This is a genomic window from Bacillus sp. FJAT-14266 (genome assembly GCF_001719225.1).
Classification (GTDB): domain Bacteria; phylum Bacillota; class Bacilli; order Bacillales; family Bacillaceae; genus Bacillus; species Bacillus subtilis.
This window is the reverse complement of record NZ_CP017072.1, coordinates 2,381,260-2,398,457: the sequence shown is the minus strand read 5'-3', so window position 1 is coordinate 2,398,457 and position 17,198 is coordinate 2,381,260. Positions and strand designations below refer to the sequence as shown.

10 protein-coding genes and 1 pseudogene are annotated in these 17,198 nt (G+C 44.8%); 7 read left to right on the top strand and 4 right to left on the bottom strand.

Annotation, left to right across the window (positions count from 1 at the left end; genetic code table 11):
• Positions 1 to 570: 570 nt before the first annotated feature.
• The gene (locus BGM23_RS22405; RefSeq protein WP_069280910.1) at positions 571 to 8,589 is read left to right on the top strand and encodes an NTTRR-F1 domain; all 8,019 of its coding nucleotides are present in this window, start codon (positions 571 to 573) and stop codon (positions 8,587 to 8,589) included.
• 103 nt (positions 8,590 to 8,692) lie between these two features.
• Here the strand turns inward: BGM23_RS22405 and BGM23_RS12610 are convergent, their stop codons facing one another.
• From BGM23_RS12610 to BGM23_RS12595, 4 genes are read right to left on the bottom strand one after another with little or no spacing between them, the layout of a single operon-like run.
• Complete coding sequence (locus BGM23_RS12610) at positions 8,693 to 9,364, bottom strand: glycosyltransferase family protein (RefSeq protein WP_029726887.1); 672 nt, start codon at positions 9,362 to 9,364, stop codon at positions 8,693 to 8,695.
• A complete protein-coding gene (locus BGM23_RS12605) occupies positions 9,361 to 10,068 on the bottom strand; it encodes a class I SAM-dependent methyltransferase (protein ID WP_029726888.1) in 708 nt (235 codons plus the stop codon). Before BGM23_RS12605 ends, BGM23_RS12610 begins: the two co-directional genes overlap by 4 nt.
• A complete protein-coding gene (locus BGM23_RS12600; RefSeq protein ID WP_046663163.1) occupies positions 10,055 to 11,161 on the bottom strand; it encodes a tetratricopeptide repeat-containing glycosyltransferase family 2 protein in 1,107 nt (368 codons plus the stop codon). Before BGM23_RS12600 ends, BGM23_RS12605 begins: the two co-directional genes overlap by 14 nt.
• A complete protein-coding gene (locus tag BGM23_RS12595) occupies positions 11,158 to 12,558 on the bottom strand; it encodes a glycosyltransferase (RefSeq protein WP_046663166.1) in 1,401 nt (466 codons plus the stop codon). Before BGM23_RS12595 ends, BGM23_RS12600 begins: the two co-directional genes overlap by 4 nt.
• A 529-nt stretch (positions 12,559 to 13,087) precedes the next feature.
• Between BGM23_RS12595 and BGM23_RS12590 the strand changes: the two are divergent.
• From BGM23_RS12590 to BGM23_RS12565, 6 genes and pseudogenes are all read left to right on the top strand, one after another.
• Positions 13,088 to 13,204: pseudogene (locus tag BGM23_RS12590) on the top strand (YolD-like family protein); the annotation flags it as partial.
• 548 nt (positions 13,205 to 13,752) lie between these two features.
• Positions 13,753 to 14,289 (top strand): GNAT family N-acetyltransferase, encoded by a 537-nt coding sequence (locus tag BGM23_RS12585; protein WP_046663169.1) that lies wholly within the window; start codon positions 13,753 to 13,755, stop codon positions 14,287 to 14,289.
• Between the two features lie 78 nt (positions 14,290 to 14,367).
• On the top strand, positions 14,368 to 15,270 hold the full coding sequence (locus BGM23_RS12580) for a CPBP family intramembrane glutamic endopeptidase (protein WP_046663171.1): 903 nt from the start codon (positions 14,368 to 14,370) through the stop codon (positions 15,268 to 15,270).
• A 77-nt stretch (positions 15,271 to 15,347) separates the two neighbouring features.
• Positions 15,348 to 15,728, top strand: a complete 381-nt coding sequence (locus BGM23_RS12575) for a UPF0715 family protein (protein WP_046663173.1) — start codon at positions 15,348 to 15,350, stop codon at positions 15,726 to 15,728.
• Positions 15,729 to 16,270: 542 nt separating this feature from the next.
• Positions 16,271 to 16,501, top strand: a complete 231-nt coding sequence (locus BGM23_RS12570) for a helix-turn-helix domain-containing protein (protein ID WP_003231687.1) — start codon at positions 16,271 to 16,273, stop codon at positions 16,499 to 16,501.
• Positions 16,498 to 17,136: a DUF3885 domain-containing protein gene (locus tag BGM23_RS12565; protein ID WP_046663177.1), complete on the top strand. Its 639-nt coding sequence runs from the start codon at positions 16,498 to 16,500 to the stop codon at positions 17,134 to 17,136. The genes BGM23_RS12570 and BGM23_RS12565 overlap by 4 nt, the downstream gene beginning before the upstream one ends.
• Positions 17,137 to 17,198 lie beyond the last annotated feature (62 nt).

The window sequence follows — 17,198 nt, the reverse complement described above, 5'->3', positions numbered from 1 at the left end:
ATAACTATGTCTATACTTAAAATTATATCCATTTGATAATCCAGAGAGAAAAACCTTAATGTCCCGTTTAATAGGGGAAAGAACTATGATATCTCCTAGTCACCAATATATAAGAAATGGGACAAGCAAAGATTTGTTAGGCGCAACTTTAATTAAATAAATAAAATAGCAATCTTGTGATAATAGTAGCTAAGCTGTTGGTACCCTTGCCAGCAGCTTTTATAAAACGTTTTTTTGACTTTGAGTTGCTCTTTCTTAGTCTGATAAAACTTCTTCATTAGCGTCCGCTTCTCAATCTAGGATATGTGAAATCCTCAATCGCATTGCAAATTCCCGAAAAGCTTTTTCTGTCTTTAAATCAAGTCCAAACTTCATTCTCTCGGCCGTCTAAGAAGCTAATTTACTGCTTCTTCTTTTCAGGTTCCATGTACCGGTCTTTACAGTGTCTGGGAGAAAAAGTGATTTGGGGCATTCATCTTTTTTTATTTCAGCTAGCGAAGTGAAAGACCGATGGCATTTTTCCTGCATATAATAGCTGGAACTATTCAAAAAGGCAGGGAATGAAGTTGAGTGAATGATGTGATTGTAAATGGAGGTTTTGAAACAGGCAATCTGACGGGCTGGGCTTCTGCAAATACGTCCGTTATTAATACTTTTGCCCATTCTGGAAGATATTCCGCACAGTTTTTCAGTAACCAGCCGTATGCTTTTTTAGGGCAGATCGTGCCTGTCGTTTCTGGACAATCTCTGATATTCATCGTTTCGCTTGGGAGAATTGGAAACAATTCAAGTCCCCAAGTAACTATACAAATTTTATTTGTTAACAGTGAAGGCGAAGAGATTGAAGGCGGACAGGAAATTATCATTGCTTCCGGAAATTTGCCAAATGTCTCATTTAATACATGGAATGAAATATATAGAACAATTGAAACCCCCGCTGAAGCAGTAAACGCAGTAGTGGTAATAAGCAAAACTACTTTTGGGTCTGTTCTAATTGATGATGTTTCTTTAATAGAGTCTGCTGGGGGAATTGGACCGACTGGACCAACAGGTGCAACGGGATCAACAGGAGCAACAGGAGCAACAGGCGCAACCGGAGTAACAGGCGCAACCGGTCCAACAGGAGTAACGGGAGTAACTGGTGCAACTGGAGATACAGGACCAACAGGCGCAACAGGATCAACTGGTGCGACAGGAGAAACTGGTGCGACGGGAGTAACCGGAGCCACTGGAGTAACAGGTGCAACCGGATCAACCGGACCAACCGGAGAAACTGGAGCAACAGGCGCAACAGGATCAACTGGAGTAACCGGAGCCACTGGATCAACAGGCGCAACAGGAGTTACTGGAGCAACTGGAGCAACTGGAGTAACAGGATTAACAGGACCAACCGGAGAAACTGGTGCGACCGGATCAACCGGATCAACGGGAGCCACTGGAGTAACAGGATCAACGGGAGTTACTGGAGCCACTGGATTAACAGGACCAACCGGAGCAACCGGAGCAACCGGAGCAACAGGAGCAACAGGAGAAACAGGAGCTACAGGAGTAACAGGTGCAACTGGAGATACAGGACCAACCGGTCCAACAGGAGTTACTGGATCAACAGGCGCAACAGGATCAACTGGTGCAACGGGAGTAACTGGGTCAACCGGAGCAACAGGAGTAACTGGTGCAACTGGAGATACAGGACCAACCGGTCCAACAGGAGAAACAGGAGAAACTGGATCAACCGGAGTAACCGGTCCAACCGGAGCAACCGGAGCAACAGGAGTAACTGGTGCAACTGGAGATACAGGACCAACCGGTCCAACAGGAGTTACTGGAGCAACTGGCGCAACAGGAGTAACTGGTGCAACGGGAGTAACTGGGTCAACCGGAGCAACAGGAGTAACTGGTGCAACTGGAGATACAGGACCAACCGGTCCAACAGGAGTTACTGGATCAACAGGCGCAACAGGAGTAACTGGTGCAACGGGAGTAACTGGGTCAACCGGAGCAACCGGAGCAACCGGAGCAACCGGACCAACCGGATCAACGGGAGCAACAGGAGTAACAGGTGTAACAGGATCAACTGGAGTAACAGGCGCAACAGGATCAACAGGACCAACCGGATCAACGGGAGCAACCGGACCAACCGGAGAAACTGGAGCAACAGGCGCAACAGGATCAACTGGAGTAACCGGAGCAACTGGAGTAACAGGATTAACTGGACCAACCGGAGAAACTGGTGCGACGGGAGTAACCGGAGCCACTGGAGTAACAGGAGCAACAGGATCAACTGGAGTAACAGGTGCAACCGGATCAACAGGACCAACCGGATCAACGGGAGCAACAGGAGTAACAGGAGTAACAGGATCAACCGGAGAAACAGGTCCAACAGGACCAACAGGAGAAACAGGAGCAACAGGAGTAACTGGCGCAACCGGTCCAACCGGATCAACCGGAGCAACAGGATCAACCGGAGTAACCGGAGTAACAGGTGCAACAGGACCAACAGGAGAAACTGGTGCGACGGGAGTAACTGGTGCAACGGGAATAACCGGAGCCACTGGAGTAACAGGTGCAACCGGATTAACAGGACCAACCGGAGAAACTGGTGCGACCGGAGAAACTGGTGCGACCGGAGAAACTGGTGCGACGGGAGTAACTGGTGCAACGGGAGTAACCGGAGCCACTGGAGTAACAGGTGCAACCGGATCAACTGGAGCAACAGGAGCAACCGGAGTAACCGGTCCAACCGGAGCAACCGGAGCAACAGGAGTAACTGGTGCAACTGGAGATACAGGACCAACCGGTCCAACAGGAGTTACTGGATCAACAGGCGCAACAGGAGTAACTGGTGCAACGGGAGTAACTGGGTCAACCGGAGCAACCGGAGCAACAGGAGCAACAGGAGAAACAGGAGCTACAGGAGTAACAGGTGCAACCGGATCAACCGGACCAACCGGATCAACCGGACCAACCGGATCAACGGGAGCAACAGGAGTAACAGGTGTAACAGGATCAACTGGAGTAACAGGCGCAACAGGATCAACAGGACCAACCGGATCAACGGGAGCAACCGGACCAACCGGAGAAACTGGAGCAACAGGCGCAACAGGATCAACTGGAGTAACCGGAGCAACAGGAGTAACAGGTGCAACTGGAGATACAGGACCAACCGGTCCAACAGGAGTTACTGGATCAACAGGCGCAACAGGATCAACTGGTGCAACGGGAGTAACTGGGTCAACCGGAGCAACAGGAGCAACAGGAGTAACTGGTGCAACTGGAGATACAGGACCAACCGGTCCAACAGGAGTTACTGGAGCAACTGGCGCAACAGGAGTAACTGGTGCAACGGGAGTAACTGGGTCAACCGGAGCAACAGGATTAACAGGATCAACTGGAGTAACAGGTGCAACAGGATCAACAGGACCAACCGGAGAAACTGGTGCGACCGGATCAACCGGATCAACGGGAGCCACTGGAGTAACAGGATCAACGGGAGTTACTGGAGCCACTGGATTAACAGGAGAAACAGGAGCAACAGGAGTAACCGGTCCAACAGGACCAACCGGAGAAACTGGTGCGACCGGATCAACCGGATCAACGGGAGCCACTGGAGTAACAGGATCAACGGGAGTTACTGGAGCCACTGGATTAACAGGAGAAACAGGAGCAACAGGAGTAACCGGTCCAACAGGACCAACCGGAGAAACTGGTGCGACCGGAGAAACTGGTGCGACGGGAGTAACTGGTGCAACGGGAGTAACCGGAGCCACTGGAGTAACAGGTGCAACCGGATCAACTGGAGCAACAGGAGCAACCGGAGTAACCGGTCCAACCGGAGCAACAGGAGTAACTGGTGCAACTGGAGATACAGGACCAACCGGTCCAACAGGAGTTACTGGATCAACAGGCGCAACAGGAGTAACTGGTGCAACGGGAGTAACTGGGTCAACCGGAGCAACCGGAGCAACAGGAGCAACAGGAGAAACAGGAGCTACAGGAGTAACAGGTGCAACCGGATCAACCGGACCAACCGGATCAACGGGAGCAACAGGAGTAACAGGAGTAACAGGATCAACCGGAGAAACAGGTCCAACAGGACCAACCGGAGCAACAGGAGCAACAGGAGTAACTGGCGCAACCGGTCCAACCGGATCAACCGGAGCAACAGGATCAACCGGAGTAACCGGTGCAACAGGACCAACAGGAGAAACTGGTGCGACGGGAGTAACTGGTGCAACGGGAATAACCGGAGCAACAGGAGTAACAGGTGCAACCGGATTAACAGGACCAACCGGAGAAACTGGTGCGACGGGAGTAACTGGTGCAACGGGAGTAACCGGAGCCACTGGAGTAACAGGTGCAACCGGATCAACTGGAGCAACAGGAGCAACCGGAGTAACCGGTCCAACCGGAGCAACAGGAGTAACAGGTGCAACTGGAGATACAGGACCAACCGGTCCAACAGGAGTTACTGGATCAACAGGCGCAACAGGATCAACTGGTGCAACGGGAGTAACTGGGTCAACCGGAGCAACCGGAGCAACCGGAGTAACAGGTGCAACTGGAGATACAGGACCAACCGGTCCAACAGGAGTTACTGGATCAACAGGCGCAACAGGAGTAACTGGTGCAACGGGAGTAACTGGGTCAACCGGAGCAACAGGATTAACAGGATCAACTGGAGTAACAGGTGCAACAGGATCAACAGGACCAACCGGATCAACGGGAGCAACAGGAGTAACAGGAGTAACAGGATCAACCGGAGAAACAGGTCCAACAGGAGAAACAGGTGCAACAGGAGTAACCGGTCCAACAGGACCAACCGGAGTAACAGGTGCAACAGGACCAACAGGAGAAACTGGAGCAACCGGACCAACAGGAGCAACCGGACCAACCGGATCAACGGGAGCAACAGGAGTAACAGGTGTAACAGGATCAACTGGAGTAACAGGTGCAACAGGATCAACAGGACCAACCGGATCAACCGGAGAAACAGGTCCAACAGGACCAACCGGACCAACCGGAGAAACTGGAGCAACAGGCGCAACAGGATCAACTGGAGTAACCGGAGCCACTGGAGTAACAGGATTAACTGGACCAACCGGAGAAACTGGTGCGACGGGAGTAACTGGTGCCACGGGAGTAACCGGAGCCACTGGAGTAACAGGAGCAACAGGATCAACTGGAGTAACAGGTGCAACAGGATCAACAGGACCAACCGGATCAACGGGAGCAACAGGAGTAACAGGAGTAACAGGATCAACCGGAGAAACAGGACCAACAGGACCAACAGGAGAAACAGGAGCAACAGGAGTAACTGGCGCAACCGGTCCAACCGGATCAACCGGAGCAACAGGATCAACCGGAGTAACCGGAGTAACAGGTGCAACAGGACCAACAGGAGAAACTGGTGCGACGGGAGTAACTGGTGCAACGGGAATAACCGGAGCCACTGGAGTAACAGGTGCAACCGGATTAACAGGACCAACCGGAGAAACTGGTGCGACCGGATCAACCGGATCAACGGGAGCCACTGGAGTAACAGGATCAACGGGAGTTACTGGAGCCACTGGATTAACAGGAGAAACAGGTGCAACAGGAGTAACTGGTCCAACAGGACCAACCGGAGAAACAGGTGCGACCGGAGAAACTGGTGTGACCGGAGAAACTGGTGCGACGGGAGTAACTGGTGCAACGGGAGTAACCGGAGCAACAGGAGTAACAGGTGCAACCGGATCAACTGGAGCAACAGGAGCAACCGGAGTAACCGGTCCAACAGGAGTTACTGGATCAACAGGCGCAACAGGAGTAACTGGTGCAACGGGAGTAACTGGGTCAACCGGAGCAACCGGAGCAACAGGAGCAACAGGAGAAACAGGAGCTACAGGAGTAACAGGTGCAACCGGATCAACCGGACCAACCGGATCAACGGGAGCAACAGGAGTAACAGGTGTAACAGGATCAACTGGAGTAACAGGCGCAACAGGATCAACAGGACCAACCGGATCAACGGGAGCAACCGGACCAACCGGAGAAACTGGAGCAACAGGCGCAACAGGATCAACTGGAGTAACCGGAGCAACAGGAGTAACAGGTGCAACTGGAGATACAGGACCAACCGGTCCAACAGGAGTTACTGGATCAACAGGCGCAACAGGATCAACTGGTGCAACGGGAGTAACTGGGTCAACCGGAGCAACAGGAGCAACAGGAGTAACTGGTGCAACTGGAGATACAGGACCAACCGGTCCAACAGGAGTTACTGGAGCAACTGGCGCAACAGGAGTAACTGGTGCAACGGGAGTAACTGGGTCAACCGGAGCAACAGGATTAACAGGATCAACTGGAGTAACAGGTGCAACAGGATCAACAGGACCAACCGGAGAAACTGGTGCGACCGGATCAACCGGATCAACGGGAGCCACTGGAGTAACAGGATCAACGGGAGTAACTGGAGCCACTGGATTAACAGGAGAAACAGGAGCAACAGGAGTAACCGGTCCAACAGGACCAACCGGAGAAACTGGTGCGACCGGAGAAACTGGTGCGACGGGAGTAACTGGTGCAACGGGAGTAACCGGAGCCACTGGAGTAACAGGTGCAACCGGATTAACAGGACCAACCGGAGAAACTGGTGCGACGGGAGTAACTGGTGCAACGGGAGTAACCGGAGCCACTGGAGTAACAGGTGCAACCGGATCAACTGGAGCAACAGGAGCAACCGGAGTAACCGGTCCAACCGGAGCAACAGGAGTAACAGGTGCAACTGGAGATACAGGACCAACCGGTCCAACAGGAGTTACTGGATCAACAGGCGCAACAGGAGTAACTGGTGCAACGGGAGTAACTGGGTCAACCGGAGCAACCGGAGCAACAGGAGCAACAGGAGAAACAGGAGCTACAGGAGTAACAGGTGCAACCGGATCAACCGGACCAACCGGATCAACGGGAGCAACAGGAGTAACAGGTGTAACAGGATCAACTGGAGTAACAGGCGCAACAGGATCAACAGGACCAACAGGACCAACCGGATCAACGGGAGCAACCGGACCAACCGGAGAAACTGGAGCAACAGGCGCAACAGGATCAACTGGAGTAACCGGAGCAACAGGAGTAACAGGTGCAACTGGAGATACAGGACCAACCGGTCCAACAGGAGTTACTGGATCAACAGGCGCAACAGGATCAACTGGTGCAACGGGAGTAACTGGGTCAACCGGAGCAACAGGAGCAACAGGAGTAACTGGTGCAACTGGAGATACAGGACCAACCGGTCCAACAGGAGTTACTGGATCAACAGGCGCAACAGGAGTAACTGGTGCAACGGGAGTAACTGGGTCAACCGGAGCAACAGGATTAACAGGATCAACTGGAGTAACAGGTGCAACAGGATCAACAGGACCAACCGGATCAACGGGAGCAACAGGATTAACAGGATCAACAGGATCAACCGGAGAAACAGGTCCAACAGGACCAACAGGAGAAACAGGTGCAACAGGAGTAACCGGTCCAACAGGACCAACCGGAGAAACTGGTGCGACGGGAGTAACTGGTGCAACGGGAATAACCGGAGCCACTGGAGTAACAGGTGCAACAGGATCAACTGGACCAACCGGAGAAACTGGAGCAACCGGACCAACAGGAGCAACCGGACCAACCGGATCAACGGGAGCAACAGGAGTAACAGGTGTAACAGGATCAACTGGAGTAACAGGTGCAACAGGATCAACAGGACCAACCGGATCAACCGGAGAAACAGGTCCAACAGGACCAACCGGACCAACCGGAGAAACTGGAGCAACAGGCGCAACAGGATCAACTGGAGTAACCGGAGCCACTGGATCAACAGGCGCAACAGGAGTTACTGGAGCAACTGGAGCCACTGGAGTAACAGGATTAACTGGACCAACCGGAGAAACTGGTGCGACGGGAGTAACTGGTGCAACGGGAGTAACCGGAGCCACTGGAGTAACAGGAGCAACAGGATCAACAGGACCAACCGGATCAACGGGAGCAACAGGAGTAACAGGAGTAACAGGATCAACCGGAGAAACAGGTCCAACAGGACCAACAGGACCAACAGGAGCAACAGGAGCAACAGGAGTAACTGGCGCAACCGGTCCAACCGGATCAACCGGAGCAACCGGAGTAACAGGTGCAACAGGACCAACAGGACCAACCGGTTCAACCGGGGCAAATCCACAGCTGTTTTACAGTGAAATAGCAGGCCCCGTTCCGCTTGCTATTAACGGTACTGAAACGTCGATTGGTACTTTAAGTGTGCCAACAGTCGCAGGACAATTAATAAAATTAGACCTTGCCATTTCTGTAGATGTTACAACGACAGCTAACTCAAACTTTACTTTTCAAACCAGAATTTATAGAAATGGAGTATTAGTAGATACACGCTCCGTCCAAAGAAATGTCAACGCTGCAATTACGTCAAGATTTCCAATTGCTACAACGTATGTAGATGCTACAACGGTCACAGGCACGACTTCTTATGAGATTAGGATAATCTTCACAACAGTAAGTAATGTGAGTGGCAGCAACGCACTAAACCTAGATATAAATGCTATTAGGTTCCCTTAATAATAGAGAATTAAAAAATCACTTTTTTAAAAAAATTCAAGCATATGAAACAAGAAACCTACTTTTAAACAGTAGGTTTCTTTATCGCGGTATTGAAACCTTATCATGTCTCGGAATATTCCTCCAAAAATTTTTTAAGGTAATAAGAATACTGGTCTGTATCAAACTCGTTGCCGCATGCATGTAAGACCCAAGGCTCTTTCTGATGAGGGATGCCCACTATATATCCTTTTTTTCTGAACTCAAAACATTGAGAAGTATCATATAAATGCCATCCGTTAAAAATATCTTTTCGCCATGGAACATCGTACTGAGTCGCCAGTAATAAACCGTCTAATGCTTGAACTGCTTTCACAGTTTCATCAATTTCATCAAATAATAAATAGTTGTACGTGCTGCGGTATTCAATGACTTTTCCGGCTTTTTTAGAAGCCTCCCACCAAATCCCGCTTTGCGGCACTTCTTCAGCTCCTATAACGCCTATCATGCCAAGCTGATCATTGTGCTGAAAGACATGGAGAATATCATAAATAAAGGAACGATTGATGATAAATGTGTCCTGATGTAAATACACTTTATATTTTGAGTCAGAGTCCTCCATTGCCGCCTGGTAGCCGGACGCCATACTGTCTGCGTCTCGGATATTGATTAATTCTACCTTCATATGCGGCGGTACAGAAAGAGACTGAAGATGTCTTAGACAGAGATCATAAAGGGTATCGTCATTCACACATGTAATAAAGCTAATTGAATTTTCGTTTGTATGCTGATTCATCTTTTCTCTGCCTTTATGACATATTGATAGGCTCTGGCCTCCTCCTCAAGATCTGCATGGTGAATTCCCATGCATGATCTGACATAAGCAAGTTTGCTGATCATTTTTTCATAATAATGAGTCGTAAAAACAATAGGCTCGATTTGGATGATCTTGTAGCCTGTTTCATGAAACATCTTTTTCATTTCCTCCAAGGTGAAAAAACGGAAGTGTGTTTTATCGAGCAGCCCTGCCTGTATATACGTCCATTTGCCGGACAGCAGACTTTCGAAAATCGAGATATGTCCGATATTCGGGATGCTTGCCAAGATACTCCCTGTTTCTTTTACATAAGGCTTGATGTTACCTAAAACTGCCCACGGGTCTATTAAGTGCTCCAGAACATCACCGAAGATAATGTGATCAAATGTGTTTTTTTGAAAAGGCAGCTTCAGTGTTTCAATGTCTCCCGTTATTACTTCGTCAATATAATGTGTTGCTTTTTCGGCAGCTGGTGGATAAGACTCGATCCCATAATAGGAGCAATTCGTTTTTTCCTTCACAGCTGCGCCAAACAAGCCTTCAGCACATCCGACTTCAAGAATGGTTTTCGCATGCGGTTCTATCAGATCAAATAGCTGCCAGTTGATGCCTTTGTAATACTCTTTATCTTTTAGCTCATACTCTTTCATAGAATCAGCAAGTGAATTTTTATTGATTTCCATGATGTTCACCCCCGGAGCCGGTCTGCATCTTTAGAATATCTTCAAAATATTTTTTGTTAGCTAGCATTCTTGAATCATGGGGACGGTATTGCAATGCCGATTCATTATGCTGATAGGCAAGCTGATGCTGGCCGAGTTTATCGTAGCAGACGGCTAATTGCAGGTGGGGAAGCCAGGTCGCGCAGGCGCGGTTTTGAAAAGCCAGGTTTTCTGCTCCTTTGTTTTCTATTGCTTTTTCATACCAATAGACCGCACTCTGAAAATCGTTTTTTTCTAAAAAAGAGTATCCCAGCCTGCAGCAGGTTTCTGCTCTAGGCGGTCCATAGACGAGCGTGTGGAGCACCCAGCTTAATTCTTTTTCCTTCAGCCCCAGTGAATGGTAGCAGTCTGCTAATTTATTGCACGCTCTGATATTATCCTCGACCCATCCCTGCTTCGTTTGTAAAAAACGTAAATAGTACTCAATCGCTTGCTCCATTTTTCCGTGATCACACAATTCGTTCGCATAGTAAAATAAATCTCTTGGAGAAAAATCCTTTCCTGACGAGGCCATTTTTTCATAAATTCGGAGGTTGCGATCTGCGTCATGACTAAGTGGCAGGTGAGAAACCGCTGCATCACTGTGGTGAAGTTTCCCATATACTTCTAGGTATTCATGAACCGCGCCGATCCATTTAAAGCTCTTTTCCCGTTTTACGAGCCGGTATCTCCTTAAGCTGGATGTGACGTTATTTTCTTCATCAAAAGCCAAATGGTATTTCATTGAGACCGCGTCTATATCCGGATCAAGCGTTCTTTTTATATCCAATAACAGCTCTTGATCTTTCTTGGTAAACACGTCGTCCGCGTCAAGCCATAAGATATAGTCGGATGTCGCCTGCTGAAACGAAAAATTTCGGGCTGCCGCAAAATCGTCAATCCATTTAAAATCAAAGATTCGGTCTGTATAGCGAGCAGCAATGTCTTTCGTCTTGTCAACTGACCCGGTATCCACAATATTGATCTCATCAGCTATCTCCTGCACAGAATCTAAGCATCGGCCAATAACAGCCTCTTCATTTTTTACAATCATGCATAAACTGATTGAAATCACATCGCCACCTCCGTTTTATTCTGTTTTTTCTTTATGGCATGGACAAACATGTAATCAATATGGGCATGTTTTGACAAGTGATCCAAAGACAAACCAAATTGCCCGGCAAGGAATTGAAGTTCTTGTAAAAAGAGCTGTATGTTTGATTCAGTATCGGAGGAATGGGAGGTGATGGATTTTATGTCATAAAGATATTCAGGAAATAGGGTATTTACGTTGCGAGGTGTGATGAAATGTGTGTACGTCGATGCACCACATAATAAAGAGAAAAATGTATCTGCATAGGCAGTATTTGGGATGCTGCAAATCAGCGAGCCAGAAGGCTTTAGATAAACGGCAAGAGTCTCAATTGTATGTCTGGGATTTTTTGAGCAGTTTAAAAGGTCACCGATCAAAATGACATCGAAAAAGGACTCAGGGTAAGGGAGGTCGCATGTTTCCACATCTGCCGAAATGACTTGTTCGTAATAGGGGCTTGCAATGGTCTGTAATAACTCATCCATTTCAATCCCATACAATAAACAGGATTGCCGGTTCAAAAGCTCTGTCCCCGCAGCTCCCGTGCCGCAACCGACATGTAAGATAGAGTCGGCTTCCGCTGGCACAAGTGCTGTCAGCTGGGGCTGGGAGTCAAAGAATGTTGTTACATCCACCTTCCATTTATCGATGAAGCGTTGCCGGTTTTCTTCATATAATTGACTGATGCTTAAATCTGGATTGCCTGTAAACGTTGCATGACCGTGATGGTGGACAAACGAATCAAGAGCGATTTTTAGCTGATACCCCGCTTGCAGTACGCGGAGGCTTAAATCATCATCCTCAAATGAACCGCCTACAAAACGTTCATCAAAACCGCCGACTTGATCCAACACCTTCTTTTTGACAAGCAGGCAAAATCCGACCAGTCTCAATACAGCTTTTGACCTGCCTCGCTGCTGCAAACAGTAAAGACGAGAAAAATCTTCAATTTCTTCAACGTTTGTGTAGTTAACGGGAACTTGCTGCGGACCGCTGACATAATTGCTTACAGGCCCGACCATGCCGATTTTATCATCCTGATAAAGCAGCTTGATCATTGGCTCCAGCCATTGATTTGTTACAACAGTATCATTGTTTAAAAAAAGAATATTGTCCCCTGAGGCAACTTCAAGACCCTGATTACAGGCTTTTGCGAAACCTTCGTTCGTTTTATTAAAAATCGCCTTAATTAAAGTTATCTGTTTGAGGTAGTCACGTGTACCGTCATGAGAGCCGTTATCTATAACAATTACTTCTATACAGTCATTATTCGTATGCTTCCATATGCTCTCCAAGCATTGTTTTGTTAAAGCTAATTGATTATAAGTCAGAACAATAATACTCGTTTTCACTATAACCTCCGCCCTTCGCCATATCATTCGGATACTATATGTATATCGTAATGTTCAGACGGAATGATTCTTTCCTGTAAAAAGGAGAATGCTGCTTAAACGTAAAAATGTGAATGGTTTTTTAAAGAAAAAGTCGATGAATTTGTTTTACATTTAGTTTTCCCTTAAGGGGATCAACAAGGTTGGGGAATTCAGGGGAATAGGGATGAGAAGTTGCCTTAACCAGTTTGTATGAAAGTTATATTTAATTCTTTCTGTATTAAATGGTGAATTAGGAGTTATATATTTAAAGGAGAATACCGATGAGGGTATTATTTTATTTAATACGTTTATAGCAGGGGAGAAGGACGAAATATCGGTCAGATAGAAATTTTTATATAGGTTTCGTGACTTTAAAGGGATCAATTATGATTTATAGAATGTTTTTTGTAACTGAAACTAGTTGAGTACTACTTTAGAAAGAATCATCGTGTACATATAAACAATGAGACAACATAATTTAATGAAATGGACATCAATGATGTTTCCAGAACATTTAACGTAGTTTAAATAAGATTTGATTGAAGTATCAGAAATTGAAAAACCATCCTTAGATGAGCAACATATTGAAGAGATGGATCTTCTAGTCTATGAGGCACTTGAATTTAACAAAGAATTGCTATCGAGACTATTTGAGATGCGTCGTAAATCCACAAATAAAATCTGTTTTTGAGAAATGTTTAATTCTTAAAATGGTTAATCAATTTAAGTGCTTCATTTAAGTCTCTTATAAGCCGGTAAAGCTTACTGGAGGACACAAATCATAAAAATCCCCCAAAAAAAACTTTTGAGGGGGATAATACATATTTAAGAAGTGTGACCTCTACTTGCAACTTCAAATGAGCCTTTCTCAATAAAATATCCAATATTTTTACTCCGACTTTAGAAAAAGAGATCATTTGCTCCAACACAAGCCCTCTATATTAAATGTGTAATATTTTATCATATTTAAATGAATAAGGAAGATTAATGTTATCTTAAAAAACAAAAAAGCCTCCTGCAAATTATGAGAAGGGTAAGGGAATTATTTTTGAGAATCATATTCCATTGCTTGTTCACAGTCAGAAATCCTTGAGTTGTTCTAGCAAGAGGCAATATTGTTGAATAAGAATAGTTTTAAAGAGGTTATTGTTGTCTTCATATTGAAATAAAGATTAAGTATATTAGAGGGGAGTTACTTTAATGCATATCACAACAAAAAGGTTATTGATACGTGAATTTGAATTCAAAGATTGGCAGGCTGTATATGAGTATACATCTGATAGTAATGTAATGAAGTATATACCTGAAGGGGTTTTTACTGAAGAAGATGCAAAGGCATTTGTAAATAAAAACAAAGGTGATAACGCTGAAAAATACCCTGTCATACTAAGAGATGAAGACTGTCTTATAGGCCATATTGTTTTTTATAAGTATTTTGGTGAACATACATATGAAATTGGGTGGGTGTTTAATCCCAATTATCAAAATAAAGGGTATGCTTCTGAGGCAGCCCAAGCTATCTTGGAATATGGATTTAAAGAAATGAACTTACATAGGATTATAGCTACGTGTCAACCTGAGAATATTCCTTCATACCGAGTTATGGAGAAGATCGGAATGAGAAGAGAAGGATTTTTTAAAAAATGTATTCCGAAAGGCAATGAATGGTGGGATGAATATTATTACGCTATTTTAGAGGAAGAGTGGAATTGTAAGAGGGGGAATGCAGGAATTTGAAACCATAACAGCTATAGAACGTATAGTGATAGTAGGGCTTATAGTGCTTAATATGAATGATGTGAGAGGGGTATCCAAATGCAAATTCATCTCACCAAAAGCGGAAAACAAGACAATCATCATAAATGGTTAGGAACTGTCTTGCTCAGTTGGGGAACATTCGTATTTGCTTTGTTTTTTGCTACTTTAGTCGGTTCAATGGCTAGCCAAGCAGGAGCTTCCAAGCTTTTGAAGCAAGGCATCCAAGCAGGTTTAGTCACATTAATAACTGTCCCGTTGCTCTACATTCTTCTTAAACGGATGTCTAGTAGACCCTTTTATTCTATAGGACTGTCTGGGTGGCGGCAAGCCATTCCGAAAGCCATAATAGGAGCAATATATGTGATTGTACTATCCGGGTCTGGTTTCGCTATCGCCCATTTATTAGGCTGGATCAAAGTTACACAATTTCACTTCTCTGTCCATTTAGTGACAGCATTGCTCTTAAATATGATTATCGCTTTCTTTTATGAAGCTTTTCCAGAGGAATTAACTTTTCGGGGGACGGTGTACTATGCTCTAAATAAGCGTTGGAACTGTTTTATGGCCTTACTCCTACAGCCGATCCTGTTTGTGCTTGCACCAATAACTGTAAGTGGCTTGCAATATATAGTTGGAATTGAATCATCTGCTATCACATTAGATTACATTGTTTTATTGTTGGGTTTTGGATTCATCCTTCAACTCCTGCGTATTGTAACAGGAAGCTTATGGACGTCTATCGCTTTTCATCTATCCTTTCTTGAAAATTCTCGGTTCTTCGTCCTGCAGGGGAAGGAGCGCTTTATTACCTATGAAGAAATTGTTCCGGGAACAGGTTCGCTGTTTGTGATCTTTTTTATGTTGCTTATTGTCGGTACTCTACTATTAATATCTGTTGCAATAACTCGCCGAAATACTATTCAATGGCGGAAGAATGAGAAATGCGACCAAGATGTTTAATTTCTAAGTAGAACAGTAGTTTTAAGGAGGATCTAGACAATGTTGAAGAAGCATTCATTAAGAAAGAGGTTATAAACATGCAAGTTTTAAGGATCATATTTGTTCATGTCTTGTCCGCGTTATCAGCTGCTGTTGTTTATGTTTTTGGCATTGGTTATGACGGCTACATACCATACTTCCTAATAAGTGTTCTTCTCTTTATCTTTTATTTAATCTTTGCTGTACCTGTTCAATATTTCTTAAATCGCAATCCAAAAAGGTTTAACACGAAATATTTACTCATATACATATTCTTTTCCTTCTTAGTATGGTTATTCTTCGCTTTCATTACTGATCCAAAAAACACCTTAAACTTTCTGATGGGATATGAAATTTACTTGTTTAGCGTCTCATTTGCCGTAATATTTTGGATCTGGGACTCGGTTTTCCTGCAAAACATTGGGAGGGTAGCAGCGTAGCTTAAATCATCACAATCCTTTTCCTTATGCACGGTCAAAAAGCCCTTTTATTTACCGAATTATGCCATAAATGGGTAAGGGAGAGAGGGATGAAAAGGGTTAATCGTTTAACTTTGGTTTGCTTAGGCTTAGTCTCAAGTTTTACTCTTCCGAATGCTGAAGCAAAGCTAACGGTGGATTAAACAAATGTAGACTTTGTTTTGATCGACCGGAATTTTGACCTCACTTGGTTATAAATTCACAATACACAATAATAAAGACTGTACTCTAAATATGAAACTTAGCAGAATAGCTCTAACTGATGGATATTATCAAGGAGCGAGAAAGAATTCACAGGAAGTTATTTGGACTACAGTGCAGCAGACCGAGTAGAAGGTGATCAGTTGGAAATAACAAAAAGTCCAGGCTACGGCGATGTGTGGATAAAAGGTACTTATGGATTTGAACATGAAGAGCGGGATTATTAAATTCAGCGAGGTCAAGGATCCATTATAAACTTAATGATCATTTTAAGTGATCAAAAATAACTAAAAGGTGAGAATATGATTAAATCAAAGTTAAAAACGATTATAGACCAAAGAAAGATCAGTATCCGGAAACTTTCCAGAGATATTGATCATGAGTATCCAACTGTCAGAAAGCTATATAATAACGAAATGGAGCGGTATCCGAGAGAGCTGTTTGATAAAGTCTGGCCCTATCAAAACATCGAACTGCATGAGTTGTTGATATTCCAAAAAGATCATATTCCTAAAGTGAGAATGTCTAAATGAAGATAATGAAGTATATGGAGGAAAGGTTTCAAAACCTCGAATTCATTCCTAGCATCTATAATCAATGGGGCATAGGAATCCATTTTTGTCTTGGGGAAAATATCTATCAACTCAAAGAGAAAGAAGAATTGAATCTTAAGAGGTTCCAAGTTGTATATGAGCAAATAACAATCATTTTTAATGAATTATTTGAACAAAACGATGACATATTTCTTGTGACGAATATGTATAAGCACAAGAAAGAGAAATGTATAAGAAAATTAAAGGTCTATCAACCGTTTCTAAAGTGTAAAAATCATTTGAATCAAATTCTGGTGAAGACATATCCCTACCCTTTCGAAATCAATAAAGCTGAAGAATACGAGATGCAACAATTTTCCTTGTTATGCAAACCTCGAGACTTACGTGTAACTGAATTACTTAAAGCAGCCAGTAACGAGGATTTTCCATTAAAACCGAAATTCGGAGGTTACTCTATTGATTACCCTGATGTTTTCTTTGTGAACATTACAAAAGACATTATTTTCTTTATCTATGATGATCGCGGATGTGAAGTCATAGCTCTTGATTTCAAACGAATACGTCACCTTTATGAAAAATATCACGACTGGGTAGAAGAGTATAAGTACATGTAATACTCTTTTTTAATAGAAACTGAAAAAATCTAAGTTTTATATGGCTCTAGTTCAGTTCGACA

Coding starts and splice junctions, on each gene's coding strand:
- BGM23_RS12610 (WP_029726887.1), bottom strand. CDS start 9,364: ATGAATCAGCATACAAACGAAAATTCAATTAGCTTTATTACATGTGTG.
- BGM23_RS12605 (WP_029726888.1), bottom strand. CDS start 10,068: ATGGAAATCAATAAAAATTCACTTGCTGATTCTATGAAAGAGTATGAG.
- BGM23_RS12595 (WP_046663166.1), bottom strand. CDS start 12,558: ATGATATGGCGAAGGGCGGAGGTTATAGTGAAAACGAGTATTATTGTT.
- BGM23_RS12585 (WP_046663169.1), top strand. CDS start 13,753: ATGCATATCACAACAAAAAGGTTATTGATACGTGAATTTGAATTCAAA.
- BGM23_RS12580 (WP_046663171.1), top strand. CDS start 14,368: ATGCAAATTCATCTCACCAAAAGCGGAAAACAAGACAATCATCATAAA.
- BGM23_RS12575 (WP_046663173.1), top strand. CDS start 15,348: ATGCAAGTTTTAAGGATCATATTTGTTCATGTCTTGTCCGCGTTATCA.
- BGM23_RS12570 (WP_003231687.1), top strand. CDS start 16,271: ATGATTAAATCAAAGTTAAAAACGATTATAGACCAAAGAAAGATCAGT.
- BGM23_RS12565 (WP_046663177.1), top strand. CDS start 16,498: ATGAAGATAATGAAGTATATGGAGGAAAGGTTTCAAAACCTCGAATTC.